The sequence below is a fragment of the Rhodococcus sp. NPDC057529 genome (assembly GCF_042802055.1).
Lineage (GTDB): Bacteria > Actinomycetota > Actinomycetes > Mycobacteriales > Mycobacteriaceae > Rhodococcus_F.
On sequence record NZ_JBHVEY010000007.1, the window covers coordinates 81,575 to 106,661 of the forward strand.

The 25,087-nt window shown below is 68.8% G+C and carries 26 protein-coding genes; 14 read left to right on the forward strand and 12 right to left on the reverse strand.

Annotation, left to right across the window (positions count from 1 at the left end; all coding sequences use genetic code 11):
• Positions 1-170: 170 nt before the first annotated feature.
• Positions 171-1,520, forward strand: coding sequence for a hypothetical protein (locus ACFU5V_RS15350; protein WP_378440419.1), 1,350 nt, complete (start codon positions 171-173; stop codon positions 1,518-1,520).
• A gap of 3 nt (positions 1,521-1,523) precedes the next feature.
• Here the strand turns inward: ACFU5V_RS15350 and ACFU5V_RS15355 are convergent, their stop codons facing one another.
• Positions 1,524-2,963 carry an amidase gene (locus tag ACFU5V_RS15355; protein ID WP_378700323.1) on the reverse strand — a complete coding sequence of 480 codons (1,440 nt, stop codon included), beginning with the start codon at positions 2,961-2,963 and terminating at the stop codon, positions 1,524-1,526.
• A gap of 120 nt (positions 2,964-3,083) precedes the next feature.
• Positions 3,084-3,707 (reverse strand): superoxide dismutase, encoded by a 624-nt coding sequence (locus ACFU5V_RS15360; RefSeq protein WP_012691075.1) that lies wholly within the window; start codon positions 3,705-3,707, stop codon positions 3,084-3,086.
• Positions 3,708-3,965: 258 nt separating this feature from the next.
• On the opposite strand from ACFU5V_RS15360, the gene ACFU5V_RS15365 reads away from it, so the two are divergent.
• On the forward strand, positions 3,966-5,159 hold the full coding sequence (locus ACFU5V_RS15365; protein ID WP_378700325.1) for an acyltransferase family protein: 1,194 nt from the start codon (positions 3,966-3,968) through the stop codon (positions 5,157-5,159).
• Entirely contained in the window at positions 5,119-5,829 is a 711-nt protein-coding gene (gene msrA / locus ACFU5V_RS15370) for a peptide-methionine (S)-S-oxide reductase MsrA (RefSeq protein WP_378439255.1), read from the forward strand. Before ACFU5V_RS15365 ends, msrA begins: the two co-directional genes overlap by 41 nt.
• An 8-nt stretch (positions 5,830-5,837) precedes the next feature.
• Here msrA and ACFU5V_RS15375 read toward each other — a convergent pair whose 3' ends face one another.
• The gene (locus tag ACFU5V_RS15375; protein ID WP_378439257.1) at positions 5,838-6,308 is read right to left on the reverse strand and encodes a DUF1772 domain-containing protein; all 471 of its coding nucleotides are present in this window, start codon (positions 6,306-6,308) and stop codon (positions 5,838-5,840) included.
• A 2-nt stretch (positions 6,309-6,310) separates the two neighbouring features.
• The gene (locus ACFU5V_RS15380) at positions 6,311-6,457 is read right to left on the reverse strand and encodes a hypothetical protein (protein ID WP_378700327.1); all 147 of its coding nucleotides are present in this window, start codon (positions 6,455-6,457) and stop codon (positions 6,311-6,313) included.
• An 80-nt stretch (positions 6,458-6,537) separates the two neighbouring features.
• On the opposite strand from ACFU5V_RS15380, the gene ACFU5V_RS15385 reads away from it, so the two are divergent.
• Entirely contained in the window at positions 6,538-7,479 is a 942-nt protein-coding gene (locus ACFU5V_RS15385; RefSeq protein WP_378700329.1) for an AraC family transcriptional regulator, read from the forward strand.
• Between the two features lie 108 nt (positions 7,480-7,587).
• Entirely contained in the window at positions 7,588-8,181 is a 594-nt protein-coding gene (locus ACFU5V_RS15390; protein WP_378700331.1) for a hypothetical protein, read from the forward strand.
• 39 nt (positions 8,182-8,220) lie between these two features.
• Here ACFU5V_RS15390 and ACFU5V_RS15395 read toward each other — a convergent pair whose 3' ends face one another.
• Together ACFU5V_RS15395 and ACFU5V_RS15400 are read right to left on the reverse strand one after the other, a co-directional pair.
• Positions 8,221-8,532, reverse strand: coding sequence for a DUF3303 domain-containing protein (locus tag ACFU5V_RS15395; RefSeq protein WP_072938686.1), 312 nt, complete (start codon positions 8,530-8,532; stop codon positions 8,221-8,223).
• Between the two features lie 153 nt (positions 8,533-8,685).
• A complete protein-coding gene (locus ACFU5V_RS15400; protein ID WP_378700333.1) occupies positions 8,686-9,615 on the reverse strand; it encodes an LLM class F420-dependent oxidoreductase in 930 nt (309 codons plus the stop codon).
• A gap of 41 nt (positions 9,616-9,656) precedes the next feature.
• Here ACFU5V_RS15400 and ACFU5V_RS15405 point away from each other — a divergent pair, with 41 nt between their 5' ends.
• Entirely contained in the window at positions 9,657-10,523 is an 867-nt protein-coding gene (locus ACFU5V_RS15405; protein ID WP_124392095.1) for a S49 family peptidase, read from the forward strand.
• On the opposite strand, the gene ACFU5V_RS15410 is transcribed toward ACFU5V_RS15405, so the two are convergent.
• Positions 10,524-12,305 (reverse strand): hypothetical protein, encoded by a 1,782-nt coding sequence (locus ACFU5V_RS15410; protein ID WP_378700335.1) that lies wholly within the window; start codon positions 12,303-12,305, stop codon positions 10,524-10,526.
• Positions 12,306-12,761: 456 nt separating this feature from the next.
• On the opposite strand from ACFU5V_RS15410, the gene ACFU5V_RS15415 reads away from it, so the two are divergent.
• From ACFU5V_RS15415 to ACFU5V_RS15425, 3 genes are read left to right on the forward strand one after another with little or no spacing between them, the layout of a single operon-like run.
• Positions 12,762-13,766 carry a DUF4328 domain-containing protein gene (locus ACFU5V_RS15415; RefSeq protein WP_378700337.1) on the forward strand — a complete coding sequence of 335 codons (1,005 nt, stop codon included), beginning with the start codon at positions 12,762-12,764 and terminating at the stop codon, positions 13,764-13,766.
• Entirely contained in the window at positions 13,763-14,527 is a 765-nt protein-coding gene (locus ACFU5V_RS15420; RefSeq protein WP_206007591.1) for a glycerophosphodiester phosphodiesterase, read from the forward strand. Before ACFU5V_RS15415 ends, ACFU5V_RS15420 begins: the two co-directional genes overlap by 4 nt.
• Positions 14,528-14,560: 33 nt before the next feature.
• The gene (locus tag ACFU5V_RS15425) at positions 14,561-15,475 is read left to right on the forward strand and encodes a DUF5926 family protein (RefSeq protein WP_378700339.1); all 915 of its coding nucleotides are present in this window, start codon (positions 14,561-14,563) and stop codon (positions 15,473-15,475) included.
• Positions 15,476-15,543: 68 nt separating this feature from the next.
• Here ACFU5V_RS15425 and ACFU5V_RS15430 read toward each other — a convergent pair whose 3' ends face one another.
• Positions 15,544-16,089 carry a ferritin gene (locus ACFU5V_RS15430; RefSeq protein ID WP_378441771.1) on the reverse strand — a complete coding sequence of 182 codons (546 nt, stop codon included), beginning with the start codon at positions 16,087-16,089 and terminating at the stop codon, positions 15,544-15,546.
• Between the two features lie 227 nt (positions 16,090-16,316).
• Here ACFU5V_RS15430 and ACFU5V_RS15435 point away from each other — a divergent pair, with 227 nt between their 5' ends.
• Positions 16,317-17,507, forward strand: a complete 1,191-nt coding sequence (locus ACFU5V_RS15435; RefSeq protein WP_378700341.1) for a lipase family protein — start codon at positions 16,317-16,319, stop codon at positions 17,505-17,507.
• A 9-nt stretch (positions 17,508-17,516) separates the two neighbouring features.
• Here the strand turns inward: ACFU5V_RS15435 and ACFU5V_RS15440 are convergent, their stop codons facing one another.
• The 4 genes from ACFU5V_RS15440 to ACFU5V_RS15455 form a co-directional block, all read right to left on the reverse strand.
• Positions 17,517-18,068, reverse strand: a complete 552-nt coding sequence (locus ACFU5V_RS15440) for a ferritin (protein WP_378441774.1) — start codon at positions 18,066-18,068, stop codon at positions 17,517-17,519.
• Positions 18,069-18,091: 23 nt separating this feature from the next.
• Positions 18,092-19,303: an LCP family protein gene (locus ACFU5V_RS15445; protein WP_378700343.1), complete on the reverse strand. Its 1,212-nt coding sequence runs from the start codon at positions 19,301-19,303 to the stop codon at positions 18,092-18,094.
• 258 nt (positions 19,304-19,561) lie between these two features.
• Complete coding sequence (locus ACFU5V_RS15450; RefSeq protein WP_378700345.1) at positions 19,562-20,380, reverse strand: CPBP family intramembrane glutamic endopeptidase; 819 nt, start codon at positions 20,378-20,380, stop codon at positions 19,562-19,564.
• Positions 20,381-20,416: 36 nt separating this feature from the next.
• Positions 20,417-21,181, reverse strand: a complete 765-nt coding sequence (locus tag ACFU5V_RS15455; protein WP_378700347.1) for a DUF2470 domain-containing protein — start codon at positions 21,179-21,181, stop codon at positions 20,417-20,419.
• A gap of 114 nt (positions 21,182-21,295) precedes the next feature.
• Between ACFU5V_RS15455 and ACFU5V_RS15460 the strand changes: the two genes are divergently transcribed.
• From ACFU5V_RS15460 to ACFU5V_RS15475, 4 genes are read left to right on the forward strand one after another with little or no spacing between them, the layout of a single operon-like run.
• Positions 21,296-21,988 (forward strand): hypothetical protein, encoded by a 693-nt coding sequence (locus tag ACFU5V_RS15460; RefSeq protein WP_378700349.1) that lies wholly within the window; start codon positions 21,296-21,298, stop codon positions 21,986-21,988.
• 54 nt (positions 21,989-22,042) lie between these two features.
• The gene (gene pheA / locus ACFU5V_RS15465; RefSeq protein ID WP_378441194.1) at positions 22,043-22,960 is read left to right on the forward strand and encodes a prephenate dehydratase; all 918 of its coding nucleotides are present in this window, start codon (positions 22,043-22,045) and stop codon (positions 22,958-22,960) included.
• Positions 22,957-23,628, forward strand: a complete 672-nt coding sequence (locus tag ACFU5V_RS15470) for a histidine phosphatase family protein (RefSeq protein WP_378700355.1) — start codon at positions 22,957-22,959, stop codon at positions 23,626-23,628. The genes pheA and ACFU5V_RS15470 overlap by 4 nt, the downstream gene beginning before the upstream one ends.
• Positions 23,629-23,683: 55 nt before the next feature.
• Positions 23,684-25,087, forward strand: a complete 1,404-nt coding sequence (locus ACFU5V_RS15475; RefSeq protein WP_378700357.1) for a lipase maturation factor family protein — start codon at positions 23,684-23,686, stop codon at positions 25,085-25,087.

Consider the following 25,087-nt stretch of genomic DNA (forward strand, 5'->3'; position numbering starts at 1 on the left):
CGAACATGATTCGTTCTGCACACCTCGTTGGGTACTTGAAGGATGCGCCCGACAATGCCTGGCACACAAGAGCATGGGAGTGCTAACTGCGTCCGGTGCACCCCGACGTCTCAGAGAATCCTCAGAATCGTCACAATCTGCCGCTACGAAAGCCGCCTACCCTCACCGGAATGACCTCTGAGCGCACACGGAATTCCGCGAATCACGCCCGAACCGAGTCGACGCGCAAGGTCCTCACACTGCGGCGGGTCGCCGCGGCCGCCATGGCCGGTCTGGTCCTGGCATCCGCGGGCGGGCTCGGATACGTGTTCCTCGGCGACGGCCCGGCCGACAGCCGGACCGTCGCGATCGTCAACACCGACGCCGGCGCGACCGTGGACGGAAAACCGGTGCGGGCGAGCGACACCCTGATCGAGAAGCTCGAGGCGAACGAGGCGTTCGACTGGCAGGTGGTCGACGCGGGCGCGGCGGCGGGCGGCGACTGGTTCGCCACGGTGACCGTGCCCGAGGACTTCAGTGAGGCCGTCTCCTCGGTGTGGGGCGCGAAGCCGCGGCAGGCGACCCTCGACGTCGACGTCGCGGGCTCCGACTCCGCGGCATCCGAGGAACTGTCCGGGGTGGTGTCGTCCCAGATCGGTGCGGACGGCATCACCGATCTGCTGGCGGACATGTCCTCGTCGCGGACGCGGTTCCAGCAGGCGGGAATGACGGCCGGGTTCCTCGCGGCCGGGACCGCCGCGGCGGACGATGCAGCGCAACAGCTCACCGAGGGCGCCGACACCCTGCTCCCGTATCTCGAGACAGCGCGAGCCGGTTCGGTGCAACTGCTGGAGGTGGCCGACCGGGTGGCGGGCGTGGTCGGTGAGACGTCGGGAACGGCCAACGGCCTCGCGGACCGGCTCAGTGCGCTGGGACTGACCCTGGGCGAGGCGAACGACAGCGCCACCCGGATGCGCACCAGGATCGACGACGCGATCCGCGTCCTCGACGGCACTCCCGTTGCACCGGACGTGGTCCCGTCGCTCCGGCAGGTCGGTGCCGATCTCGACCTGCTGTCCTCCCAGCTCGGTTCGGTGCCGGGTCTGCTGGGCGGACAGGTGGGCCCGGACACCGACCTCGGCGAACTCGTCCGCGTCGCGATGGGGCAGCTCACCGACGCCAGCAATCAGCTGAGCAGCGGTGCGCGGCAGTTGAACGACGGCATCGTCCCGATCGCCGATCAGGCGCCGGAGATGCTCGACGGCGCCACCTCGCAGATCGTCGACGGGTTCGCGAAGCTGAAGACGCTGTCCGGGCAGCTGTCCACGGACCTCAACAATGGGGTCGCGGCGATGCCGGTGCGCACGGCGGCCCAGCAGAACCAGTTGGCGACGGTGCTCGCCGAACCGGTCGCGGTGACACGCACGATGTCCGGGCCCTCGCCGATCCTCACCGCCGAGCACCTCGCCGTCGGCTTCGGCATCACCACCGTGCTGCTCGCCGGCGCCGTCGTGTGGATGGGCCTGCGCCGCAGGGCCTGATCGTCAGCCGGCGTCCTGGATCCGACGCCACGGAGTCGCCTGCTCGAGTTCGAACGCCAACTCGAGCAGGGTCCGCTCGTCGCCGTGGTCGGCCGAGAAGTGCGACGCCAGCGGAAGACCGCGGGACGTCTCGTGCATCGGCAGCGAGATGGCGGGCCCGCCCGACGCGTTGTTCAGCGGTGTGAACGCCGTGTAGGCGATCAGCTTGTCGAACAGTTCCTCGAAACCCTGTGCCGGCGAGAGGTATCCGAGTTCCGGAGTGGTGTGGGCCAGGGTGGGGGACAGGATCACGTCGTACTTCTGGAAGATCTGCGCGTACTCGCGGTACGTGCGCCGCAGCCGGTACAGCACCCGCGGCGTCTTCGCGATGTTCTTGCGGTACATCGCGGCGAGTCCGCGCGTCAGGTTGTCCGTCGCGTCGCGGTCGAAGTCCGGTCCGAGCATCCGTTTGCCGTTGCTGGAGATGACGAACGACAGGAACCCCCAGTAGATGCAGAAGTCCTCGACGAACGAGGTGCCCACCGGCATCGCGCACTCCTCGACGTGGTGGCCGAGATCCGCGAGAAGATCGGCGGTCGCGTGGACCGATTTGCGGGTCTCGTCGTCGGTGCGGGACGCGGTGACCGAATCGACCACCACCCCGACCTTCAGTCGGGTGCTGCTCGGCCCCTCGACCAACCGGATGGGCGGCAGCGCGGGATTGCGGTAGTAGCGTTCGGCGGCCGCCATCCACCGCGCCGTGTCCCGCACCGACCGGGTGACGGCGCCCTGCGCGATGATCCGGATCGGCAGGGTCTTGTCCATGGCGTCGGGGACCGTCCGCCCGCGGGACGGTTTCAGGCCGACGAGCCCACAGGCGGCGGCGGGGATGCGGATGGATCCGCCACCGTCGTTGGCGTGCGCAATGGGCACCACCCCCGACGCGACGAGCGCCGCCGAACCACCCGAGGACGCACCCGGCGAGAACGCGGGATTCCACGGATTGTGTACGGCCTCGGCGTCCATGAACTCGGTGGACGCACTGAACCCGAACTCGGGCAGCCTGCTCTTGCCCAGCGAGAGCACGCCGGTGGACAGGTACTGCGCGACGAAGTCGCTGTCCACCCGGGCGGGTTTCGCCGCGAACGCGACGCTGCCGTGCTGGGTGGGCAGGCCCGCGACGTCGACGTTGTCCTTGACGACGGTGGGCACTCCCGCGAACACGCCCTCGTGCGGGCGGTCCGCCTCCGCCAGCGCTCGGTCGAAGTCGGCGAACGCCAGGGCGTTCAGCGCCGGTCCGACCGACTCGGCGCGCGCGATCGCCGCCTCCGTCACCTCACGGACCGACACCTCCCCGGTGGCGATCCGGGCCGCGAGGGCGGTGGCGTCGAGGTCGCCGAGCGCGTCGTCGCGGAAGGCGTGGACGACGGTGTCGTCCCTGGCGGGGGTGCTGAACTCGGTCACTCGAAAAGCCTATTGGACGCTCGGCCTGCTCGGACGGGATTTCGCAGCCGAAACGAGCACGGGCGCCCGGAACCACCGAAGACGGTGTTTCCGGGCGCCCGTGGCCGTGACAAGCGAGAACTAGACGATCAGGCCCGCGGTCTGGGTGCGTGCCTTCTCGAAGCGAGCGGCGACGTCCGCCCAGTTCACGATGTTCCAGAATGCCTTGACGTAGTCGCCCTTGACGTTCTGGTAGTCGAGGTAGAAGGCGTGCTCCCACATGTCGAGGAGCAGCAGCGGCGTGAGGCCGATCGGGATGTTGCCCTGCTGGTCGTACAGCTGGACGATGAGCAGGCGCTGGCCGATGGAATCCCAGGCCAGAATGGACCAGCCGGAGCCCTGGATGGCGTTGGCGTTGGCCGAGAAGTGGTTGCGGAATGCGTCGAAGCCGCCGAACTGGTCGTCGATCGCGGCCGCGAGCTCACCGGTCGGCTTGTCGCCGCCGTCCGGGGAGAGGTTGTTCCAGAAGACGGTGTGGTTCGTGTGGCCGCCCAGGTGGAAGGCGAGGTTCTTCTCGTGCAGGTTGACCACGGCGGGCAGGGTGTCCGACTCGCGGAGCTCGGCCAGCTTGTCGAGCGCCGTGTTGGCACCGGTCACGTACGCGGCGTGATGCTTGTCGTGGTGCAGTTCCATGATCTTGCCGGAGATGTGCGGCTCGAGAGCTGCATAGTCGTACGGGAGTTCCGGCAGCGTGTAAACAGACACGAGGGTCCCTTCATCAACGGGCTGTGAGCCCTGCTGTGTTCCGGGTGTCGACGACACGTGGGCACGCGCCTGACACCCGCCTTTGGCGAATCGTTCTCGGGTATATACCCAATCTCATTGGTACACCCTGCGCAACAGTTGGGGTCACGGAGCGATTCCCGGAACGGAAAGTTCGGGCACCCGAAAAAAGGCTGGCGCGGCGACACTGAATGTCGTGAGAATTCGTCCGAGCGGTGAACGGAACCTTAAGCTGACGCGATGCCTTCGCTGACACCCGTTGCAGATTCGCATGCGGCCGCGCCGCGTGTGGAGCTCACGGGCGCGAATCTGCTCCGCTTTTTCGCTGTTCTGGCCGTGATCTACTCGCACATCTCGTTCTATCTGATCGACGACCTCGGAACCGGATGGTGGTTCATCGACGTCGTCTATCAGATCTTCGTCGAGCGGGGCGGACTCAACCAGCATCTGTCGTTTCTCGGGGTCGCCGTCTTCATGATGCTGACAGGATTGCTGATCACCCGTTCGGCGATTCGCCACGAACCCGGGCACTTCCTGTTCAATCGGCTCGGCCGCATCCTGCCCGCATTCTGGGTGGCCGTCCTCGCCGCGATCGTGCTGGTCCGTCTGGGTATCAACGGCATGTTCAGCGGCCAGGACGGTGTGTCGAACGTCGATGCCGCGCTGAGTTTCGTGCTCGGCGGCTTCTTCCTCAAACCGGAGGTCGCGGTGCTCGGGGTCACGTGGACCCTCGCCGTGCAGATCCTGTTCTACTTCGCCTGCGTCGCCGCGCGACCCGTGCTCCGCACCCTGCCCATCGCGATGCCGATGGCCGGCGCCTCGATCTGCGCCCTGATCCTGCTCTACAACCTGTACGCGCCGCAGCCCTACACGGTCCCGATGCTGTCGAAGATCGCCGCGACGCTGCCCGCCGTGTTCCTCGGGCAGATCATCTACCTCGGCTGGGCGCGGCTCGCGGACTGCCGGTGGATCGTCGTCGCCGGGCTGGCGCAGGTCGAGGTGATCCGCCTCGCCACCGACTTCCGCGTGTACTGGGCGGGCGATCACTACCTCTGGACGTTCGCCGTCGTCACCGCGTGCGTCGTGCTGGTGGGCCGGTACGACGGACCCGCGGCGCACTGGGCCGTCGTGCGGTGGACCGCGACCCGCAGTTACGCGATCTACCTCGTCCACACCCTGATCCTCTACCGGGTGTACGAGCACACGGTCGGTTCGTTCGGCGAGACCGGGGCCGTCATCGCGTTTCTGGTGGTGACGGCGCTGGTGTCGGAGGCGCTCTACCGGTGGGTGGAGGTGCCCGCGACGGGCTGGGTCACCGCCCGCGCCGAACGGATGCGCATGCAGTCGGCGCTCGCCGGTGAGACCACTCCGGCACCGCGCGTAGCATCGAATCATGTCTTGGTACGACGAGCTTCTGGGTCGAGCAGCCGCTAAGTCCGTGATGGTCACCGCCGAGGACGCCCTCCCCGGACGTAGTCAGCCGATCCCGGTTCCGGCGACGCACTTCGTCAACGGTCACCCCCTGAAACCCCCGTTCCCCGAGGGCTTGCAGACCGCGGTGGTGGGAATGGGATGTTTCTGGGGCGCCGAGAAGGAGTTCTGGCAACTCGACGGCGTCTACACCACCGCGGTGGGGTACGCCGGCGGTTACACGCCGAACCCCACGTACGAGGAGACCTGCTCGGGACGCACCGGGCACACCGAGGTGGTGCTCGTGGTCTTCGATCCGAAGGTGATCTCCTACGCCGAGATCCTCAAGGAGTTCTGGGAGAACCACGATCCCACGCAGGGCATGCGGCAGGGCAATGATCAGGGAACGCAGTACCGTTCGGCCATCTACACCATCGACGAACAGCAGGTGGAGATCGCCGAGGCCACCGGTGAGGCCTTCGAGAAGCGGCTCGCCGACGCCGGGTACGGCGCGATCACAACGGAGATCGCGCCGCTCACGCAGTTCTACTACGCCGAGGACTACCACCAGCAGTACCTCGCGAAGAACCCCGGCGGATACTGCCCCGTGCACGCGACCGGCGTCAGCTGCCCGGTCGGCCTGTTGAAGCAGGACGAGGTCCCGGCGCAGACCGACATCCTGCCGCCCTCGTAGGCGCCGGACTATCGACCACGGGTCGCGGACCACGTGAGCACTGCGGACGCCGCGATGGCGCTGATTGTGCGCACGTGGTTCCACCCGGTCCAGCCCGACACGTAGTCGCGCCAGAAGTCCGCCGAGCCCGCCGCGGCGGGATCGATCGCGTCCAGCGCGTTGTTGTGCGGCACGTGGTAGACGATGGTCGCGGCGATCCCCACGAGATACAGCGCGCACGCGATCACCGCGTACACGGCCGAACCGTCGTGCCGCACCACGCTGACGATCGCGAGCGCGATCGACGTCAGTGCGGTACCGAACAGCGCCGTCATGAACCAGAAGTTCGGCGCCTCGCGGTTGATCGCCTGCATCGCCGAGATGCCCTGCGCCGGATCCAGGCGACCGAGCCCGGTCATGATGAACGTGGAGAACGCGAACATCACGCCGCCCACCACGCCGGCGCCGACCGCCGTGACGATCGTCAGATAGCGCTCCATGATCACATCCTCCAGACCTCGGCCGCTGCCGCGGCGCGGACGTACTCGGCGAAGTCGCGGGGCGCGCCTGCGGCAGTGAGCCGGGCGAGGACGCGGCTGCCGACCTTGCCGGTGACGGTGAGGACGAGCGAGTACGGAGTGGTTGTCATGTCTCCAGTCAAGACGGCGGCGTCGAGACTTTCCATGGTTGAAAAGCGCTGTTCCATACGCGAGCGTCTACGCTGATCGTGTGGATCCCCTCGCCGGTCTCATCAGTGGTCCCCGCGCCGCCGGAGCGTTCGTGCTCCGGTCGATCATGGAGCCGCCGTGGTCGCTGCAGATCGACGACCACGCGCCGCTCAGCCTTGTCGCGATGGGCCGCGGCGAAGCCTGGATTCTCCCGCACACCGGCGAACCGGTGCAGCTCACCGAGGGCGACGTCGCGATCATTCGCGGACCCGAGCGGTACGTCGTCGCCGACCACCCGGACACCCCGCCGCACGTGATCATCAACCCCGACCAGAGTTGCACGACCCTCCGCGGCGAACCGCTCGCCGAGGCGATGCACCTCGGGGTGCGCACCTGGGGCAACAGTGCGAACGGCCGCACCGTCATGCTGACGGGCACCTATCAGACCCCCGGCGAGATCAGCCGGCGTCTGCTGTCCGCGCTCCCCGGACTCGTCGTGCAGCGCCGCGCCGACTGGGACTCCCGGCTCGTCACGCTCATGCACGACGAAGTGGTGCGCGACGAGCCCGGCCAGGAAGCGGTCCTCGACCGTCTCCTCGACCTGCTGCTGATCGCCGTGCTGCGCGCCTGGTTCGCGACGCCGGCGGCCGAAGCGCCGTCCTGGGTGCGGGCGCAGGGCGACCCGGTGGTCGGCAAGGCGATGCGCATCCTGCAGAACAACCCCTCACACCAATGGACGGTGGAGTCGCTCGCCGCGGAAACCGGACTGTCGCGGGCGGCCCTCGCACGCCGGTTCACGGACCTCGTCGGCGAACCGCCTATGACCTTCCTCGCAGGCTGGCGGCTGTCACTCGCCGCGGATCTGCTCCGCGAACCCGATGCCACGGTCGCGTCGGTGGCGCAGCGGGTGGGGTACGGGAGTGCATTCGCGCTGAGTGCGGCGTTCAAACGCGTGCGCGGAATGAGCCCCAAGGAGCATCGCGCGATGGCGGGAAGCGGATGAGTGTAATACGGCACAGTGCCCAATAACACACCGGATCGACTTGATCTTGTTTGCCTTGCGTACGACCCTGGATGGTAGGGAATTGTCGGCGAGAGGACCGGATCCGGAATGTGGAACAACTCTCAACCACGAGGGCTGCGCAAGCGGTCGGCTCGTCAGCGGCACAACCCGCTTCTCCGGCGCTCGGACCGGATCGAGAACATGCTCACCCTCGCTGTCGTGGTGCTCGCCTTCGCGATGCTGCCCCTCGCCATCCTCGTGGGCGCCCGGACCATCGACAGTCAGCTGACGCTGGCGGAGAAGCAGGTCGCGGACTACCGCACCGTCACCGCCACCACGCTCGCCGACTCCACCGGAGTGTCCGTCACCTCCGACGTCGCACCGTCTGGCGTCGACACCGCCCCCGCCAAGTGGACCTGGGGTGACGAAACCCGGCACGCCGACATCACCGTCGACCCCGCCACCCCCTCGGGAACCAAACAGGACATCTGGGTCAACGCCGACGGCAACCTCACCACCGAACCGATGTCGTCGTCCGCCGCCCGCGTGGCCGGCGTGATCGCCGGACTGTTCACCTGGTTCGCGGTGATGATGATCGCGCTGTCCGGTTTCCTCATCTGCCGCGCCTCCCTGAACCGCGCCCGCGACGCGCAGTGGGACCGCGACCTCCGACAGTTCCTGGATTCGACTACCCGGCACTGAGCCGGGATCAGGATTCGACCACCCGGCACTGAGCCGGGATCAGCTGATCGCACCCCGGAACTCGACCGCGTGCTGCGCGGCCTGCGTGGTGACGGCGATGTCGGCGACCGGGTAGACGTGGAACTCGAAGAAGGGCCCGAACTTCGTCGGACCGTCCAGGATGTCGTTCGGGTCGTCCGCTTCGACGAACGCGAATCCCCCGGTGCCGTCCAGGCGGCCGAGGAACTGATGGAAGTTCGCGCCCTCGGCCGGCGTCCATCTCGCGAACACTTCGAGGCTCCGTCGCGCTGCCTCCTCGTTCTCGGCGGCGGAACCGCCCTCACGCACCGTCCACGTAATCACGTACTTCATCGCACCTGTTCATCTCCTCGTGGAGTCGACGCACGGCCGGTCCGGACGTACCTCGAGCATTCCACCGCCGGAGAGGGAACGGAACGGTGCTGAGCCCGTCGAACGAACCTGCCGGTCTCGAACGGACGATGTGACGGACGGTTCCGCCTCCGCCTAGCTCAGTTGTGGGACGACCTCACTGGCGACCAATTCCAGGTGGTCGAGGTCGCCGAGGTCGAGTGTCTGCAGGTAGATCCGCTGCGACCCGGCCTCCGCGTAGCGGCCGATCTTGTCGACGAGTTCGGCGGGCGACCCGGCGAGTCCGTTCTCCCGCAGTTCGCTCACCTCGCGTCCGATGTTGAGGGCGCGCTTGGCGATCTCCTCCTCCGTTCGCCCGCAGCACAGGACGAGCGCGTTGGAGTACACCAGTTCCGCGGGGTCGCGGTCGATCGTCTTGCACGCGAGCCGGACCCGTTCGAACACGTCCCGAGTGTCGTCGATCGACTGGAACGGGACGTTGAATTCGTTCGCGTACTTCGCGGCCAGTGCGGGGGTCTTCTTCTTGCCGGTGCCGCCGATCAGGACGGGCGGACCCTGCGGCTGCCGCGGCTTCGGGAGTGCCGGCGAATTCTTGACCGTCAAGTGTGTCCCGTCGTAGGAGAACGTCTCCCCGAGCGGAGTGCGCCACAGTCCGGTGATCACGGCGAGGGACTCCTCGAGCCGCTCGAACCGCTCCTTCAGCGGCGGGAACGGGATGCCGTACGCCCGGTGCTCCTCCTCGTACCAGCCTGCGCCGATGCCGAGGTCGACGCGACCGCCGCTCATCTGATCCACCTGCGCCACCGAGATCGCCAGCGGCCCCGGGTACCGGAACGTCGCAGACGTGACGAGGGTGCCGAGGCGGATCGTGGACGTCTCTCGGGCGATGCCCGCCAGCGAGATCCACGCATCCGTCGGCCCGGGCAGGCCCTCGGTGTTCATCGCGAGGTAGTGGTCCGAGCGGAAGAACGCGCCGTACCCGAAACGTTCGGCGGCCTGCGCCACCGCCAGAAGTTCGTCGTAGGTGGCACCCTGCTGGGGTTCGGTAAAGATTCGCAACTCCATGTGAACCACTCTGCCCGATCCATGATCGGTACGCTGATTTCATGGCGAAGATCCCACTGAACCTGCCGAAACCGCTGGCCGACAAGCTGCCCGACGCGTTCGGCGGCTCCGGCGCCGGGGTGGTCCCGGTGGTGCGGCTGCAGGGGATGATCGCGTCCGGCGGAGCGGGTTTCGGCCGCGTGCTGAGCGCGGAATCCGTGGAGGAACCGTTGCGGCGCGCGTTCACCACGCACGGCGCGAAAGCGGTGGCACTGCTGATCAACAGTCCCGGCGGGTCTCCCACGCAGAGCGAATACATCGCCGCCCGTATCCGTCAGCTCGCCACCGAACACGAACTGCCGGTGCTCGCGTTCTGTGAGGACGTCGTCGCGTCCGGCGGCTACTGGCTGGCCTGCGCGGCCGACGAGATCTACGCGACCGCCACGTCGGTGGTCGGCTCCGTCGGCGTCATCTCCGCGGGCTTCGGGTTCTCCGAACTGATCGACCGCCTGGGCATCGAACGACGGCTGCATTCGGCGGGCGAGGCGAAGGCCCGCCTCGACCCGTTCTTCGCGGAGAAGTCCGAGGACGTGCAGTGGCTCGAACAGATCCAGGAAGGCATCCACGACGAGTTCCGCGACTGGGTGGTCGGCCGCCGCGGGGACAAGCTGAAAGCGGCCGAGGCGGAACTGTTCGACGGCGACGTCTGGCTGGGGCGCCGAGCCGTCGAACTCGGCATCGTCGACGGGATCGGCACACTGCGCGAGGTGGTGGAGAAGCGGTTCCCCGACGCCACGATCGAGATGACCGGGCCGCGCCGCTCCCTGTTCGCGAAACTCGGGCTCCCCGCCGCGAGCTGGGACGACGTGGCCGCCGCGATCGTCGGTGCGGCGAACACCCGCGTCGCCTGGTCGCGGTACGGGCGGTAACTACTTCGGCACGACCACCCCGACCGGGCCCACCCCGATGCACACGGACAGGTCCGGGGTCAGGGTGCTCACCCGCAGGCTCTGACCGCCACCGGTGAGCCGCACGAACACCGAATTCGGGCCGCGGTGCACCGGCACCCGCACCGGGCTGCCGTCCTCCATCGCGACAGCGATCTCGCCGTCCGCCGTCGCGAGGTAGTTGAGCTGCGCCGTCCACTCCCAGCCGGTCAGCGGCCCGTCGAGGGGAAGCGGTTCGAAACTGCGCCGGTCCACCAGGTGCCCGCAGTCCGGGACGGGTCCCGGCTCGATCGCACGCACCCACGTCACCTGGGCGTCGACCACGGACCCGGCGTCGTCGATCATCCGGAGGTCCGGGGTGCTGTCGGAGAACGCGGGCCGGTCGCGGAGCGGGGCGAAGACGCGGCTCACCAGGTTGTTCGGGTACGCCACCGGCAACAGCACCCAGATGGACGTGGGCTGCTGGAGGATCGGCGCGTCGTCCCGGTCGGCGAGCGACGCCCGCGCGGTCGCGAGGTAGTCGGTGGTCGGGTTCTCCTCCCAACTGCGGGTGAACGTGTACGTCGACCACAGGCTGCTCGCGACGAACGCGACGACGGTACCGGCCACCACCAGAGGCCGCAGCCGGACCGGTTCGGCTCGGCGCCGGGGTGCCCGGGCGATCACGGCGACGGCGATCGCGAGGATCACCGCGGTGTCGGTGAAGTAGCGCAGGGTCTGCGCGAGTTCGTACGTGGTGTCGGCGCCCCACCGGGTGACGACCATCGCCGTCACCGACAGCAGGAAGTACGCGGCGGTGAGCAGCCACACCCAGCCGATCCGGCGTTTCAGCCGGACCGTCACGACGACCGCCACGACGAGGGCGATCCAGCCGATCACCTCCAGCGACGTCGACGGGGACGCCCACGGGGGACTCGGAATCCACCGCTCCCACGTCCACGGCCCACCCACGAACGTGGGCAGCAGACCGAGCGACGTGCCGTGATGGAGCAACTCCACCGCGCGCGACGCCCCCGCCCACTCCCACTGCGACGCGACGGTGGAGAAGTAGAACCCGGCCCACACCGCGAGCACCGCCGCCGACGGGATCCACAGGGCCGCGCCCCGCCGCAGCGTCGACCGCACCGGCCGCTCCCGCTCGCCGACGTGCGCGAGCAGCGCGACGGTCGCGAACGCGGCGAACGGGACGACGACGGACTTCTCGAAGAACAGCAGCGACGCGATCAGCACGAGCGTGCCGGACACCGCGTACCGCCGCCGTCCGGTCAGGCACAGTTCGAGGGCGTCGGCGGCCACCCACGCCAGCGCGATCTGCAGGGGCAGCGCGTTGAGCGCCGCCGCCCACCACGCGAACGCCGGCACGGTCAGCGGAGAGAACAGATACAGCGCCAGCGGAACCAGCAGCACGGGCCGCGGGCCGAGGATCTTGCGAAGCAACCGGAACACCGCGTACGACGCCACCGCCTGCAGCGCGACCATCGTCAGCATCGGCAGGATCCACTGATACGGCGCGACCCGCGTCGCGATACCCGCCACCAGGAAGGCCCCCGGCATGAGGTGACCGTCGTGGTCGTAGAGCAGGAGGTCGCCCGACAAGAGGGGGAGGCTGCCGCCGCGCCCGGCGAGGATCAGATCGTCCCAGTAGAAGTCGCTGTTCGCGGCCACCCACGTCCGCACGAGAAGTTGCGCCACGATCAGGGCGGCGGCCACCCGGAGAACACGGGCGGGCCCGAGGTGCCACCGCGATCCGGCGTCTTCCGTCATCGGTTTCCGAGATTACAGATTGGGTGGAACCAAACCCCGCCGGGCTGCGTCAGATCAAGTGTCGGGACCTTTTCGCCCGGCACAGGTGGGGGAGACGACGGCCGGTCCGGAGTTCTCGGGTCGCTTCGCGGGCGATCCGAACTGGAGGGGTAATTCCGGGCCGAGCCGTCGGTCACCGAGTCCGAATGTTCACCGAGCTGCGATGTCAAATTCATCCACCGCTGTGGACCGTTCACCCGAAGCTGTCAACAATCCCGGATTCACATGCGCTCTGACCTGTGTATAAGCACTACTCACACTGTCCATAACTGTGTATGAACCTGTGGAAACTGTGGATAACTCGGCATTTCCGGTGGTGCAGCTCACACATTCTCCCCAAAAAGGACGATTCGGTCGTGGGCTGCCCGTATTCGCGGGCCGTGACAGAATCGGCAATGTGAAGTGGGTGCGGAGGGCATGAGCGTCGTCGTTCAGGTGTGCGCGCGGTGCGCGGCCCGGTGGCCGGTCCTCGGCTCCCCGGCGCAGTGGTGCCCCCGCTGCCACGGTGTGCTGCTCGCCCCCGTCCGGACCGATCACCACCAGCCGCCCGCGAGTCGGGGATTCCGCTGGATCGCGCGACCTCCGCTGCAACGCAGCGGTCTCGCCGACGAGCCGTCGCCGCCGAGCCCCACCCCGCACTACACCGAGATCCCCCGCTGGGGACTCCACGATCACGTCGACGCCCCCTCCACCCGCCGCGACTGGCCGGAACTGCTCGCAGGCAAGGCCGCGCGCTTCCTCACAATTACCGCGGGGCTGTACGCATTCGGAGTGCTCGCCGAACTGGGCCGGTACGCCGTCCTCCTCCGCAACCGGACCCGGCTGATCGACCCCACCGTGCTCGCCGTGTCCGACATCGCCGTGTTCGTCGGTCAGGCCGGCGGGATGCTCTTCGCGCTGCTGTCGGGAATCGCCGGAGTGTGCTGGCTGCTGCGCATGCGTCGCCGCACGTTCGCCCGGGCGAAGAAATCCGACCCCCGCACCCCCACCGACGTCGTCGTCGGGTGCGCGGTGCCGGGCCTGAACCTGGTGATGCCGGGAGTGTTCCTGCTCGAGGTGATCCGCCGCGACCCCCGCGCGGTCCTGCTGGTCCGCGCCTGGTGGAGTCTGTGGGTCTTCGGCGCCGTGCTCGTCGTCTTCAACTGGTTCTGGCGATCCAGGCCGGGTCTGCAGGCCATGGCGGACGGCGTCCTGCTGGCCGCGTTCACGGCGCTGGTCGCGTCCGCGACCGCCCTCCTCGCGCTGATGGTGCTCCGGCGGCTCGAGGGCCGGACGCTGAAGGGCGCGAAGGAACCCGTCACCCGCTGGGTGATCGCCACCGACCCGCTGCCGCAGACCGATGCGGACAAGCCCGCCGCGAAGTCGGCCGAGAAAACTGAGACGACGTCCAGTGACGCCGACCGGGAAGCCGTCGCGTCGTGAGCCCCGACCGGCGCGGGCCCCTGGTGGTGGCCCACCGAGGCGCATCCGCGGCCATGCCGGAACACACCCTCGCCGCCTACGAACTGGCACTGGAGGAAGGCGCGGACGGACTCGAGTGCGACGTGCGGCTCACCCGGGACGGCCACCTCGTGTGCGTCCACGACCGCACCGTCGACCGGACGTCCACCGGCACCGGCGTCGTCAGCGAGATGACGCTCGACGAACTGACGGAGTTCAACTACGGCACCGAGGAGGAGCCCGCCGAACTTCTCGAGCTGAGCGCGCTGATCGCACTCACCCTGGACTGGACGGCGCGCCCAGTGAAACTCTTCATCGAAACCAAGCACCCCGTGCGCTTCGGCGGGCTGGTCGAAAGCAAGGTTCTCGCCGAACTGCAACGCTTCGGCATCGCCGCACCACCGTCCGCCGACCACTCCCGCGCCGTCGTGATGTCGTTCTCCGCCGGAGCGGTGTGGCGGATCCGCCGGTCGGCGCCGATGCTCCCGACCGTGCTGCTCGGCGAATCCGCCCGGTACCTCGGCGGAGGAGCCGCCACCACCGTCGGCGCCACCGCGGTCGGCCCGTCGGTGAAAACGCTGCACGAACACCCGGACATCGTCGACAAGGCCGCCGCCGCGGGACGGGCCACGTACTGCTGGACCGTCGACAACCGCAGCGACGTCGAACTGTGCCGCGAACTCGGGGTCAGCTGGGTGGCCACCAACCACCCCGGGCGCACCAAGAAGTGGCTGGCCTCCTGACCGGAGCGGCGTCGGCGTGTAGGTTTTGGCGTCGTGGCAAAGAAGAGCAAGAGAAACAGTGGTCCGAAGCCTGGTAGCGCCCGCGCCGAGAAGCTCGCGCAGCGGCAGGCGGAACGGGAGAGCGCCGCGGCGGCCGTGACCCGGCCGTTCGAAGGCCTCGCCGCCGAATGCGATCTGGTGGCGCTGCGCGAGTTCGTCCCGTCGGCGACCGCCCCGCTTCCGGTCAAGGATTCGTCGCGTCCGGTGACCCTGGCGACCGTGCTGCCCGGAGCCGTCGCGGCGCTGGTCCGCGACGAGGGGGACAGTGCCACCGGGTTCGTCGGTGTGCAGGTCCAGGCGCATTCCGCCGACCTCGGCGCCGACCTGGCCGCGTCCGTCGCCTGGGTCCGCGACGCCGACGGCGGTGAATCGCTGGCCTCCGCCAACCCGGGATCCGACACCCCGGCGCTGGCCGACGTGATCGACGCGGACGCCCCGCTCGACATCACCGTGCACCAGGATTTCAACTGGTGGATTCCCGAAGGCGTGGAGCCGGCACCCGAGGTCGCGACCACCGTGCAGCACGCGAATGCGGCGATCATGCCGTCCGCGCGGGTCGAGGCCGAGGGTGTCGTCGCCGCGTGGTGGGTCGACGCGGGCGAGAAGGCGCACATCCGCTGGGTGCGCCCCGAGAACGAGGACGATCTGATGCTGGCCCTCGCGCGCGTGCACGCGACCGGTGGCCTGCACCTCGGTGAGGGTTCGCGCTACGCCGGGTCGTTCCGGACCCACGGTCTGCTGGTCCCGGTGTTCGACCTGGACCGTGAGAAGCATGCGAACGAATGGGCCGCCGCCACCGTCGAACTCGGTCAGCGACTGGCCGAGGCCCTGGCCGTCGACGCGCCCCTCACCACCGAGGAGCGACGCGCCCGCGACGGCCTGCGCGGCCGGCAGGTGACGCTGCGGTAGGCGCTTCGCGCCCGTGAGTGGTTGACGAGTGCAGAGACTCGTCAACCACTCACGGGCGGCGGAGCCGCCTAGAGGGAACCGCCCGCTGCATGCGGCGCGCCGGACGTGTCTGCGACGCCGCTCATCTCGCGTGCGACGAACTCCTCGAGGTCGAACAGGTTGCTGCCCGCGCGGTCGGCGATGGTCAGCAGCGTCGTCATGCTGGCGACCTCCTCGACCTGCTCCTTGAGGAACCACTGCATGAACTGCTCGCCGAGGTAGTCGCCCTCCTCGCGGGCGGTGCTCGCCAGTTGCACGATCTGCTCGGTGACCGTCTTCTCCTGGGTCAGAGCGAGTGCGATCGGCTCGCGGGCATTCTCGAACTGGCCCTTCGCCGCGTCGACACCCGACAGTTCGACGGAGATGTCGCGGTCGAGGAAGTACTGGACGATCATCATGGCGTGGTTGCGCTCTTCGACGGCCTGCTTGTAGAAGTGCTTGGCCAGCTGCGGCAGGTCCGAGTTGTCGAAATAGACGGCAGTCGCGATGTACTGGTGTGACGCGTTGAATTCGTTGCGAATCTGGTCGTGAAGCAGAGCGTGGAATTTCGTCTTGTGCGCGTCAGTGGAAGTCATGAAATGGATAATAATGCTGGTCAGAGCACGTGTCATCCAAGTTCAACCTTATTTTGGCAAGCGTTCCCAAACTAATGTCAACCTAATTTCGGGACCATTCTGGTGACAATTTCCTTGTCTGAGCCGGCGGCGGATCACGGATGGGAACCGGGCAATCCGCGTCGGCGGGCCCGGGCCCGTGTATAAAATTCACAGCGATCTGACGCCGCGGCCGGAGGGGCAGGCCCATGTTGAGACGACCCGGTACGTGGATAGCGTTGATTCTCGGCGCCCTTTTCCTGGGCGCGACGATTCCGGTTCCCGTGCAGGCCGACCCGTTGTATCCCTGGCCGGACCCCGACCCTTTCTATTCGGCCCCCGCCGACCTCGGGGACCTGAGCCCCGGCGACGTCGTGCGGAAGCGCCGGATCGACACCTGGATGTACGCGAACTCCGACGGGTGGCAGATCGCGTTCCGGTCGACGAATTCGACGGGACATCCGATCCTGGCCGTCACCACCGTGCTGCTTCCCCGTGGTGTCGCGAACCCGCCGCTCGTGTCGTATCAGGCGATCGTGAATTCGCTGGGCACCAAATGCGCCCCGTCGCGCTCGTTGTTCAATCTGGAACTGCAGGAGTCGCCCGGCCTGTATCTGGGTCTGCAGCGCGGCTGGGCGGTGTCGGTGCCCGATCATCTGGGCCCGACGGGCGCCTACGGCGCCGCGAAGCTCGGCGGCATGATCACCCTCGACAGCGTGCGGGCGGTGCAACGGGTCGCCGAACTGGGGTTGACGCACAGCCCGGTGGCGCTGGCCGGCTATTCCGGGGGCGGCATGGCCAGCGCGTGGGCGGCGGCGCTGGCCCCGACGTATGCGCCGGAACTGAAACTCGACGCGGTGGTGGCGGGTGGGATTCCCGCGGACCTCGAGCAGATGGCCCTGGGTCTGGGGTTCAATCCGCATCCGGGGTTCGGGCTCGCGTTCGCCGCCGCGATCGGTTTGGAACGCGAATACCCGGAGCAGCTGCCGATCTCGTCGCAGCTGAACGAGACCGGGTTGTGGTTGCGCGAGTGGATGTCGAACGAATGCCGCCGGTTCCTGCTGTTCCACGGCGCCTTCCGCAGCGCCGGACAGCTGGCCGCGTCCACCAGCCTCATGGCGAGTTCGGGTGCGCACCAGGTATTGCGCGAGAACAGCCTGCGGTACTTCGAGGGCGTCCCGACCGCGCCCCTCTACCTGTGGCACGGCACCCTCGACGGGCTGACGCCGTTCGATTCGATCGCGGAGACCGCGCACCGCTACTGCGCGGCCGGCGCCAGGCTGACGTTCGTGCCGTACGAGATATCCGAGCACATGACGACGGCAGTGGTGGGCTTTCCGGACGCCTACGAATACGTGGCCGCGCGATTCCGCGGCGAACCGGCGCCCACCCGCTGCTGACCGGGCGGGTCAGACGCCGCCGCCCGCGCTCTTCGGCGCACCCGGACGGACCGGCGTGTTGCCGCTCATCTCGCGGGCGACGAAATCCTCGATGTCGAACAGGTTGTCGCCGGCACGCTCGACGATGTTGAGGAGCGTGTGCATGTCCGAGACCTCCTCGACCTGTTCCTCGAGGAACCACTGGATGAACCGCTCGCCGAGGTAGTCGCCGCTGTCGCGGGCCGTGCGGGCGAGCTTGGTGATCTGTTCGGTGACGACGTGTTCGCGCTCCAGCGCGAGTGCGACGGGGGCGCGCACCGAGTCGAAATCGGTGACGACGTCGTCGATGCCGGGGACCTTCACCTGAAGGTTGTTGTCGATCAGGTACTGGATCATCATCATCGCGTGGCCGCGCTCCTCGGCGGCCTGCGAATAGAACCGGCGCGCCAGTTGCGGGAGATCGTGCGAGTCGAAATACACGGCCACCGCGATGTACTGCTGGGATGCGGTGAACTCGTTGCGGATCTGCTGCTGCAGGAGGGCATGGAACTCGCTGGGTGCTTTCGGCGCCGGTTGCGTCATGGGTGCCAGTTTACGGCCGAGCGTCACGGACCGGTGGTGACAAGTTCGGCCGGAACCTGACGGTCGTCGGCCAGCGCGTCGAAGAACTGCGACGCCCGGTCGTGATCCCAGAGCAACACGTTCCCGGCGCCGTCGACGTCCTCGAAACCGCCGACGGGGACGGTGGTCGTGACCATGTCGCCGCGGACGGCCCAGGCGAGTGCGGCGAGATTCCAGATGTGGTCGCTCTCGTCGACGCGCAACGATGCCGCGGTGTCGGTGACGAGCGGCCAGATGCGGAACGGGTTGAGCCACGTCGCGGGGCTGGTCGCCTTCGACATCAGTGCCGACATGAACATCCGCTGATGGTTCATCCGGTCGATGTCGGCGAGCGCGGTCGCGCGGCTGCGGACGAAGCCGAGCGCCTCCGCACCCGCCAGTTCCTGGCAGCCGGGCGCGAGGTTGATCCCCGCGAGCGGGTCGTCGATGGCGGTGTCCAGGCACATGTCGACGCCGCCGATCGCGTCGACGATGCCGGCGAATCCGCCGAACCCGATCTCCGCGTAGTGGTCGATGTGCAGCCCGGAGGCCTCCTCGACCGTCTGGGTCAGCAGTTGCGGACCACCGAACGCGAACGACGCGTTGATCTTGTCCTCGCCGTAGCCGGGGATCGACACGTACGAGTCGCGCGGAATGCTCACCATCGTCGCCGGGCCGCTGCCGCTGGGGACGTGCACCACGATGATGGTGTCGGTGCGGTCGGGACCGCTGTTCCCGCCGGTCGACAGCTGCTGTTCCTGCTCGGGGGTCAGCCCGGTGCGGCTGTCCGAACCGACGAGCAGCCAGTTCGTGCCGGGGGTGTCGCCGATCCGGCCGGGGTAGTCGGCCAGCGCGTCGATCCGGTTCAGCGAACTGTCGAGGTAGTAGGTCATGCCCGCGAGCGCCAGGATCAGCACCAGGAACAGGATGCCGATGCGGCGCCCCCAGTGCCGTGGCCGCCGGGGCCTGCGCTGCTGCGGCGGCTCCGGGGTGCGCGACGGTGCGGGCGGCGGGGGTGGTGGCGTGCGCGGGGGACGCCGATCGGGCGCCCGCGTCGGCGGGGGTGGCTGCGCGTCGCGGTACGGCTGGGGTGTCTGGGTGGGTGCGTAGCCGCGCGGACCCTGCGGTGGGGCCGAGCGGGACAGTTGCGGTTCCGGGGCCTGCGACCACGCCTGCTGGGGCGGCGGCGGGGCGCCCCGGCCGTCGCGGCGGATCACCTGGGTGCCCTCCTGCGGCGGCGGACCCTGGCGGGGTGCGGGGTGTCGCGGGCGGGGCGCAGGAGGCCCCTGTTGCGGCGGACCCTGCGGTGGTACCCGCCGCGTCGGCGGAAGAACTCGCTGGTCAGGGGGCGGAACTCGGCGGTTCTGGGGTGGCGGCACCTGCTGCCCGCCCTGCGTCCGCCGAGGCGGACGGGGCGGCAGCGGAGGGTAGGGGGCGTCGCCGGTCACCCGCACGACTTTACTGGTCCGGCCGGATTACGGAATCCAGCCGACGTGCCCCCGCAGGGCGGCGTAGCCGACGAACGCAACCGAATCGATGGTGGCGTGCGCGATCACGAGAGGCCACAACCGTCCGGTCTTCTGCCAGTACCGGCCGAACACCAGACCCATCGCGACGTTGCCCAGCCCGCCCCCGAAGCCCTGGTAGAGGTGGTACGTCCCCCGCAGCAGCGCCGACGCGAGCAGCGAAGAATTCTCGCTCCACCCGAGTTGCCGCAGCCGCGTGATCAGATACGCGACGACGAGCACTTCCTCCGCGCCGGAGTTCGCGATCGCCCACAGGATCAGGGCGGGCAGACGCCACCAGTGGTCCCCGATCGTGCTGGGGACGACGGTGAGGTTGGCGCCGACGGCGCGGGCCAGCAGGTAGAAGCCGAGCCCGGGCAGACCGATGAGTGCGGCGAGCCCGACACCCTGCGTCGCGTCGGGTCGCCAGCGGAAACGGCCGAGCCCGACGTCGCGCGGGCCGACGCCGCTGCGCCACAGGAGATACAGCCCCAGGGCGCCCCACGCGAGAAGTTTCACGACGCCGAGCAGTTGCCGGGCGACGTCGATGATCTGGTTCTCGGCGCGGGCGACGTTGAGGGCGACGGCCTGGTCGGCCAGGTTGCCCGGTGTCAGCAGCGATTCGGTCAGCGACAGCAGTCCCGACAGCCCGCTCGTCCCGAACGTGACGAGCAGGACGATCGTGATCTCGATCCACAGGGCCCGGCGCTCGGTGCCGGTGGCCACCGGGGCGGCCGGTTCGGGTGAGGCCGGCTGCAGCCAGGAGGTGAGCGTTGCGCGCGAGATCACGCCGCACACGCTAGCGTGCGGCAACCGGAAGGCCGGTCAGCCGCGCGCGCGGAGTCCGTTCACGAACGGGCATCCCACCAGCAGCCGGATCGCCCTGCTCAGGGAGACGGTGTCGTCGACCGGAGCGGAGAACGGCATCCAGATGTCGCGGTCGCCGTGCTCGTTCTCGACGCGCAGGCGCAGCCCGTACCGGTCGATGCCCAGGGGTCGGACGCGTCCGCGCCGCATGTGCGGTGGAAGTTTGCGCGACAGCATGTCGATGAGGTCGCGGTGGTCTTCGTCGAGGTGCTGGAGCCAGGCGGTCTCCATCTCCCAGAAGGGGTCGGGCCGGGCGGCGAGCAGATCGTCGAGGGCGACGGGTTCGGCGCCACTCGAATCGGCGACCACCGCCGATTCGAGGCGCAGTTGCAGCAGCGTCGCGTCGTGCCCGACGTCGAGAAGTCCGGGGTGCGGGTATTCGGAGGCCACCTCGTCGGCGAGGGCGCGGGTGTGTGCCTCGCACAGCGCGTGGAGGGTGCCGCGCAGCCAGACGAGCGACCGCACGGGCTCGCGCAGCGCGAGCGGTGAGTTGTCGGTCAGTTCGAGCACGGCCGGGATTCCGCCGCCGCCGGCGAGCCAGGACAGCGTGGCGGCCGCCGACTCGGTGGGCACCGCGACGACGACGTCGCCGCTGGACCGCAGGTGGTGGACCGACGTGACGGTCGGTGCGCTGCCTTCGACGGCGAGTACCGCGTCCTGGGTCCGTGCGCACGAGCTACGCACACGCTCGGCGGTGGACGGACCGGTGGTCGTGACGGGCATGGAGCCTCCTTCAGGGTTCCGCGATACTGAGGTAACCCTAACCTAATGTGACGGAACCGGCGAGGGCAAGACCCGAAAAGATTCCGGTCCACGAGGCGGGCATACGGTGGGACCGTGGCCATACCTCTCTCCCTCGGCGTCCCGCGCTCGCGCGGATCGCAGTCGTTGCTCGCGGATCTGCTCAGCGGGACCGCGGACGCGAGCCCGGCCGCCGGTGGCGCCCTCGGACCGCGCGTGGTCGCGGCGTCCGCGCTGCTCGACGCCGTCGGCACCGACGCGGGCCGCGTCATCGTCCGGCTCGACGTCGACCCGGCCGTACTCCGCACCCGCGAGCAGGCCTCCTACGAGGCGGTCCGCTTCCACCTCGACTGCCCCGCGGGCCAGCTCGGCGACGCGGTCGCGCTGCGGCTGCCGTCCCCGCTCGCGGTGTTCGTCACCGCGGACGGCAGCGACGACTCCGGACTGGCCGAAACGGCGCAGCAACTCGCGGACGCCGGCCGCATCCCGGGACTCGCGAGCGGGCACTCCATCGGCGAGGTCGCCGACTTCCTCGCCGTTCTCGCGCACGCCGACGTCGGCTACGTCGCACGGGCCCGTGACACCGCCGAGGTGCTCGCGCTGCTGTCGGGGACGGTCGCGTCACTCCGCGGCGACGACGTGCGGGCAGCGCTCACGACCCCGGATCTCACGAGGCTCACCTCGCTGATCCCGGAGGCCGCGGAGGCCGTCCGCGAGGTCCTGCTCGGGATCGAGGTCGACGACCCCGTGCTCGTCGCCCGTGAACTTGCGGACGCGGGTCTGCGGTAAACATTCACCGTCAATGCGCCGGACCGTCGAGGCTCGGTGCGTAATCTCGTAGGCGTGCCAAAGATCGCGTATTTCGGACCCTCGGGAACCTTCACGGAGATGGCGCTCGCCCAGCTAGAGGCCGCGGGTGCCTTCGACGGGCCCGTCGAGCGGGTGCCCGCGACGAGCCCGCCCGCCACCCTGGCCATGGTGCGGGACGGCGTCGTCGACGGTGCCGTCGTTCCCATCGAGAGCTCCGTCGAAGGGGCCGTCGTGCCCACCCTCGACACGCTCGCGCTGGGCGATCGCCTGCAGATCGTCGCCGAGACCGAACTCGACGTGGCGTTCACGATCCTCGGCGGGGCGGGCGTCGAACGGCTCGACCAGGTGCGTACCGTGCGGGCGTACCCGGTGGCGGCGGGTCAGGTGCGAATCTGGCTGGAGGAGAACTGCCCCGGCGCCCAGCTCCAGACGGCATCCTCCAACGCCGGCGCCGCCGAGGACGTGGCGAACGGCCTCGCCGACGCCGCCGTGTCCACCGCCCTCGCCGGCGAACGGCTCGGGCTGCGCAGTCTCGCCGACGGGGTCGCCGACGAGAAGAGCGCCCGCACCCGATTCGTTCTCGTCACCGCGCCCACCCGGGTGCCCGCCCGCACCGGCGGCGACCGCACCTCCGCCGTCCTCGAACCCCACAACACCCCCGGCTCCCTCGTCGGTGTGCTCTCCGAGTTCGCGACGCGCGGAATCGATCTCATCCGCATCGAATCGCGGCCGGTGCGTACCACCCCCGGCCTGTACCGCTTCTTCGTCGACTGCATCGGGCACATCGACGACCCTCTCGTCGCCGAGGCGTTCCGTGCGCTGCACCGGAAGTCGCACGTGCGATTCCTCGGGTCCTGGCCCGCCGCCAACCCGAGCGGCCCGCCCCCGCCGTCCGACGGAGACGCGGCGGACTGGATCGAACGAATCCGTCAGGGAGAGAGGGAAACGTGAGCGGCAAGCTGATCCTGGTCCGGCACGGGCAGACCGAGGCGAACGTCGAGCGCAGACTCGACACGAGGCTGCCCGGCGCACGGCTGACACCCGAAGGGCTCTCCCAGGCGGAGCGGCTCGGAAACGACCTCGCCGCACGCGCGACGACGGCCGCACTCGTGTCCTCGCAGGCACTGCGCGCCCGGCAGACGGCGCGGTTCGTGGAACTGGCGTCGGGCATCGCCGTCCAGGTGCGGGAAGGACTGCACGAGGCGCAGGCCGGTGAACTCGAGGACCGCAGCGACGAGGAGTCGCACAAGCTATTCATGAAGACGTTCCACCTGTGGCACACCGGCGAACTGGACGCCCGCGTTCCCGGCGGGGAATCCGCCAGCGACATCCTCGACCGGTACGTCCCGGTCGTGGACTCCCTGCGCGAGCAGTACCTCGACGACCCGGCGGCCTCGGGCGACGTCGTGCTGGTCAGTCACGGCGCCGCCATCCGGCTCGTGGCAGCACAACTCGCCGGGGTGCCGGGGCTGTTCGCCGCCAACAACCACCTGGCCAACACCCAGTCGGTGGAGTTGACCCCGCTCGCGGGCGGCGGCTGGGAGTGCGTGCGCTGGGGAATCGTGGAGCCGCCGTTCGAGCACCGGGTGATCCCCGGCGCCGACGACCCGATGGGGTGACGTCGTTGCGTGCACCCAGGGGTTGCGCGACGATGGAGGAAACCGTCCTCGAGGAGTGACGGCGGTGGATTGGTTCGTTGGCGAAAACTATTCGCTCGGTCGGCTGCTCGTCACCGAGGGGCTCGCCGCGATCTACCTCGTCGCGTTCCTGGCCGCGAGAAACCAGTTCAGGCCGCTGGTCGGCAGCACCGGGATGCTGCCCATCCCGGACTTTCTCCGTGCCGTCCCGTTCACGCGTGCGCCGAGCATCTTCCACCTGCACTACTCGGACCGATTCTTCGAGGGCATCTGCTGGACGGGCGCCGGACTGTCCCTCGCCGCGCTGCTCGGTGTGACGCAGGTCGTCCCGCTCGCCGTGTGCATGCTCGTGTGGTTCGCCCTGTGGGTGCTGTATCTCTCGATCGTCAACGTCTCCCAGCTCTGGTACAGCTTCGGCTGGGAGTCGCTGCTGCTCGAGGCGGGTTTCTTGGCGATCTTCCTGGGCAACGCGTCGGTCGGGCCGCCGATCCTGGTGCTGCTGATGCTGAGGTGGTTGCTGTTCCGGCTCGAATTCGGGGCCGGGCTGATCAAGATGCGCGGCGACCGATGCTGGAAGAACCTCACCTGCCTGTACTACCACCACGAAACCCAGCCCATGCCCGGGCCGTTCAGCTGGTACTTCCACCGGCTGCCGAAACCGCTGCACCGGGTCGAGGTGCTCGGCAACCACTTCGCACAGCTGGTGGTGCCGTTCGGGCTGTTCGCGCCGCAACCGGTCGCCGCCGTCGCTGCGACGATCATGATCGTCACCCAGCTGTGGCTGGTGGCGAGTGGCAACTTCTCGTGGCTGAACTGGACGACCATCGTTCTCGGTCTGTCCGTCATCCCCGACAGCGTGTACGAGGCGGTGCTGCCCGTCGACATCCCGGCGGGCAGCGACTCGGCCCCCGTCCCGTTCGCCGTGCCGGTGATCGCGGTGACCGCGCTCGTCGTCGTGTTGAGCTACTGGCCCGTTCGCAACCTGATCTCCCACGGCCAGCGCATGAATGCGTCGTTCAACAAGTGGCACTTCGTTAACACGTACGGCGCGTTCGGCAGCATCACCCGGGTGCGGTACGAGGTGATCGTGGAGGGCACGTCCGACGCCCATCTCGGTCTGCATTCCGAGTGGAAGGAGTACGGCTTCAAGGGGAAACCGGGTGACGTCAACCGGCGGCCGCGCCAGTTCGCGCCGTATCACCTGCGGCTGGACTGGTTGCTCTGGTTCACGGCGATCTCGCCCGGCTACGCCGAACCGTGGTTCCGGGGTTTCGTCGAGCGGTTGCTGCGCAACGATCCGGACACCCTGAACTTGTTGCAGTACAACCCGTTCCCGGATAATCCGCCGAAACACGTGCGGGCGCGCATGTACCGGTACGAATTCACCACCTGGAAGGAACGCCGCGAGACCGGTGCCTGGTGGAAGCGGCAACCGGTGTAG

What these genes read in the sequence shown, in the direction of transcription:
- ACFU5V_RS15350 (WP_378440419.1), top strand. Translation starts at nt 171, where the DNA reads ATGACCTCTGAGCGCACACGGAATTCCGCGAATCACGCCCGAACCGAG.
- ACFU5V_RS15365 (WP_378700325.1), top strand. Translation starts at nt 3,966, where the DNA reads ATGCCTTCGCTGACACCCGTTGCAGATTCGCATGCGGCCGCGCCGCGT.
- msrA (WP_378439255.1), top strand. Translation starts at nt 5,119, where the DNA reads ATGTCTTGGTACGACGAGCTTCTGGGTCGAGCAGCCGCTAAGTCCGTG.
- ACFU5V_RS15375 (WP_378439257.1), bottom strand. Translation starts at nt 6,308, where the DNA reads ATGGAGCGCTATCTGACGATCGTCACGGCGGTCGGCGCCGGCGTGGTG.
- ACFU5V_RS15380 (WP_378700327.1), bottom strand. Translation starts at nt 6,457, where the DNA reads ATGACAACCACTCCGTACTCGCTCGTCCTCACCGTCACCGGCAAGGTC.
- ACFU5V_RS15390 (WP_378700331.1), top strand. Translation starts at nt 7,588, where the DNA reads ATGTGGAACAACTCTCAACCACGAGGGCTGCGCAAGCGGTCGGCTCGT.
- ACFU5V_RS15395 (WP_072938686.1), bottom strand. Translation starts at nt 8,532, where the DNA reads ATGAAGTACGTGATTACGTGGACGGTGCGTGAGGGCGGTTCCGCCGCC.
- ACFU5V_RS15400 (WP_378700333.1), bottom strand. Translation starts at nt 9,615, where the DNA reads ATGGAGTTGCGAATCTTTACCGAACCCCAGCAGGGTGCCACCTACGAC.
- ACFU5V_RS15405 (WP_124392095.1), top strand. Translation starts at nt 9,657, where the DNA reads ATGGCGAAGATCCCACTGAACCTGCCGAAACCGCTGGCCGACAAGCTG.
- ACFU5V_RS15410 (WP_378700335.1), bottom strand. Translation starts at nt 12,305, where the DNA reads ATGACGGAAGACGCCGGATCGCGGTGGCACCTCGGGCCCGCCCGTGTT.
- ACFU5V_RS15415 (WP_378700337.1), top strand. Translation starts at nt 12,762, where the DNA reads ATGAGCGTCGTCGTTCAGGTGTGCGCGCGGTGCGCGGCCCGGTGGCCG.
- ACFU5V_RS15430 (WP_378441771.1), bottom strand. Translation starts at nt 16,089, where the DNA reads ATGACTTCCACTGACGCGCACAAGACGAAATTCCACGCTCTGCTTCAC.
- ACFU5V_RS15435 (WP_378700341.1), top strand. Translation starts at nt 16,317, where the DNA reads ATGTTGAGACGACCCGGTACGTGGATAGCGTTGATTCTCGGCGCCCTT.
- ACFU5V_RS15440 (WP_378441774.1), bottom strand. Translation starts at nt 18,068, where the DNA reads ATGACGCAACCGGCGCCGAAAGCACCCAGCGAGTTCCATGCCCTCCTG.
- ACFU5V_RS15455 (WP_378700347.1), bottom strand. Translation starts at nt 21,181, where the DNA reads ATGCCCGTCACGACCACCGGTCCGTCCACCGCCGAGCGTGTGCGTAGC.